2 protein-coding genes are annotated in these 1,928 nt (G+C 41.1%); both read right to left on the minus strand.

Going from position 1 to position 1,928, the window contains the following annotated elements; genetic code table 11:
* Window positions 1-72: 72 nt before the first annotated feature.
* On the minus strand, window positions 73-663 hold the full coding sequence (locus BVI01S_RS21760) for a YpjP family protein (RefSeq protein ID WP_034758570.1): 591 nt from the start codon (window positions 661-663) through the stop codon (window positions 73-75).
* Window positions 664-938: 275 nt separating this feature from the next.
* Window positions 939-1,715 carry a class I SAM-dependent methyltransferase gene (locus BVI01S_RS21765; RefSeq protein WP_034758568.1) on the minus strand — a complete coding sequence of 259 codons (777 nt, stop codon included), beginning with the start codon at window positions 1,713-1,715 and terminating at the stop codon, window positions 939-941.
* Window positions 1,716-1,928: the final 213 nt, after the last annotated feature.

Here is a 1,928-nt window from a genome sequence, read left to right on the forward strand (position 1 = left end):
CAAATATTATAGAACCAAAAAAACAAGCACGTTCATCACCGTGCTTGCTTTTTTCTTTTGATATATGGTAAATCAGGACGCGCTCATCCATTGAGGTGGGGTGTTTTTGTCCCAAAAAATGCTTCCCAGTTCATGGTGGGCCTGGAAGTTATCGTGCACCGTATGGTAGTGAAAGTTGAAATAATAGCCATCTTTTGGTGGATGGTCTTTTCTTACATGAAAACGAATGATATCTTCACCCGAACGCTCGTCATAAATATGAAAGATCTTTTCTGTTTTAGCATATTGAGGTACTTCTGAAATGGTAAGGGACGTTAAGTCTTCTTCCGGAAACTCTGCTGCTGTATCCGCTATCGCCTTTTCAATCTTTGGAAGGATCAATGATCTGAATTCATCCTCTATGACAGGCTTGATCTTGGTCCCGAATTTTTCATATGCATTTTTTTCTGCTTGTACCAGCATCGATTCGATGAAACCATCATGGGTTAGGGCAGACTCTTCTTCCCTAGTTTCCTCTGGAGTCGATTCCACCGTGGAAGGCTTGCCATTATTTTTGGCAAGGGCATGATTTTCTTCATTCAGGAAGGCCTGTGATGGTGAAACAAGTCCAAATGTCAGGATGGATAGTAAGATAAAAAACGATTTCTTGAGCCAGATCGACATAGATAACGTCCTTTCCTATGTATTACGTCTATTATTATACTACTTCTTACGAGTAAAAAGTGAAAAAGGTTTCATTTTTTTGTAGGATATAAAAATCTTTATGTGGTAGTATATTAATGAGGATACTTTGTAAGGAGGATAACTAGATGGATACTGGAATTATGATCAATATCGGATACATACTTCTGTTAGGTTATTTTATTGTACTGGGATTCACTGATTAATATGTATGGGATTAGACAGGCGATGGATGCCTGTCTATTTTATTAGGTCTTTTATAACCGGATGACGCCAAAGTGGAATTTGGCTGATGGCCTTTTTATTACTTCAAAGCCCATTTCTTCGAATAGGGGTGATTGATAGTGTTCTTTTAGTACGACCCGCTTTTTGGCCACTCGTTTCGCTTCTTTTATTCCTTCTTTTGTAACCCCGGTATAGCTTGCCCACTGTCTGATGGGATTGATTCCATGTGAGTCGGTCAATGCTTCTTCAAACATGGGATCAATGTAAACGACGTCGAATGCATCATCCCTGATTTTTTTTAGTTCTTCGTCAAAATGCCCATTCAGGACGTTTATACGTTTCATGGCCCGATTTAACGCAGGAAGCGGAGAGTTCCATTCCTGCAGTCCTTGATGAACGATATGGGCAATGAATTTATTCGCTTCAATCCCTGTTACCGACCCTTCTTCCCCTACGATATGGCTCGCGATGATGCTGTCTGAAGCAAGTCCAAGGGTGCAGTCCAGAAAGCTCATGCCTTCCTCAAGGTCTGCCGCTTCGATGAGTGGGTCCTTTTCCCCCCTCATAAGCCTCTTGATTCGGAAGGATGCGGAATTTGGATGGAAAAAGAATGGCTCGCCCTTCCCTTCCCGCGTATGAAGCTCAAGCCGTTCTTTCCCGATGACAAGGCAGTCACCATCAGCTTTTTCCATATGGTGACGGATCGATCTTTTTTTCCTCGGGATATACGGTATTGAAAGGAGATCGGCCGCCTCATGCGCTTTATCTATTACGTTCTGATTGGTTCTTCCACAAGTGGTGACAAACACGTTAGTGATTCTCCTTTGGATATTCATTTTTCTATCATCTTTTCATTATCCTACCACAAAAATAGAGCCTCGGATAAAAGAGTTTAGCTAAAAGAAAATCCGAACGATCATCGAAATTCTTTTATGAAAATCGAAGTCGTTCGGATATATCATTTAGCTGTTCACGTAAATGCTCTTTCTTTTGGATGTAGTGAGTAGTGGTTGATTTGCGCT

It is taken from the genome of Rossellomorea vietnamensis NBRC 101237, assembly GCF_001591825.1.
In the GTDB taxonomy this organism is placed as follows: Bacteria; Bacillota; Bacilli; order Bacillales; family Bacillaceae_B; genus Rossellomorea; species Rossellomorea vietnamensis.

What these genes read in the sequence shown, in the direction of transcription:
- BVI01S_RS21760 (WP_034758570.1), bottom strand. Translation starts at nt 663, where the DNA reads ATGTCGATCTGGCTCAAGAAATCGTTTTTTATCTTACTATCCATCCTG.